Source organism: Vibrio sp. 2033, from assembly GCF_033339735.1.
On the sequence record NZ_JAWOVC010000418.1, the window covers coordinates 1 to 659 of the forward strand.

Genomic DNA, 659 nt, shown 5'->3' on the forward strand with positions numbered 1-659 from the left:
GCTTGAACGGCGCAACCTGGCTCGGTTTGGTGTTTACAATCACCAAATCGACAATGCTCGGCAAGCGCTTCAACGTCAGCAAAGGCTTCGCTGACACCAGCTTCGCAATCGACGAGTTGGATTTCTCGCATTCCTGGAGTATCGATCAAAATCCCGCCCGCAGGTAATAGGTGAATCGATCGCGAGGTCGTCGTATGGCGTCCTTTGCTGTCGTCTTCACGGATATGCCCTGTCGATTGTTCTTGTTGACCAAGTAACGCGTTGACCAGCGTTGACTTACCCACCCCTGATGAACCGATAAAAGCAACGGTTTGCCCCTCATTACACCAGCTCATGAGCTTAGAAGTACTTTCTGCATCTAAGCCGTTGACCGTCTCAATGACTAGCAGAGGGTCTAGCTTCTGTACTTGGCTTTTGAGTTCATCGACGTTGTCGCACAAATCGGCTTTGGAAAGCACGATAACGGGCTCGACGTCAGCTTCGTGAACTAAGGCTAAGTAACGTTCAATACGGCTTAAGTTGAAATCGTGATTGAGTGAGCAGACGATAAACACCGTATCGACATTGGCCGCGATGAGTTGCTCTGCCACTTTGCTGCCCGCCGCTTTGCGGCTAAAGAGGCTCAAGCGATCCAGTAAGCGAACAAATTGCTGATCTTC

At 50.4% G+C, this 659-nt stretch carries 1 protein-coding gene; it reads right to left on the reverse strand.

Annotation, left to right across the window (positions count from 1 at the left end; translation table 11 throughout):
* The coding region (gene rsgA / locus R7P74_RS26935; protein WP_318123727.1) for a ribosome small subunit-dependent GTPase A at positions 1 to 659 on the reverse strand (659 nt) is incomplete at both ends.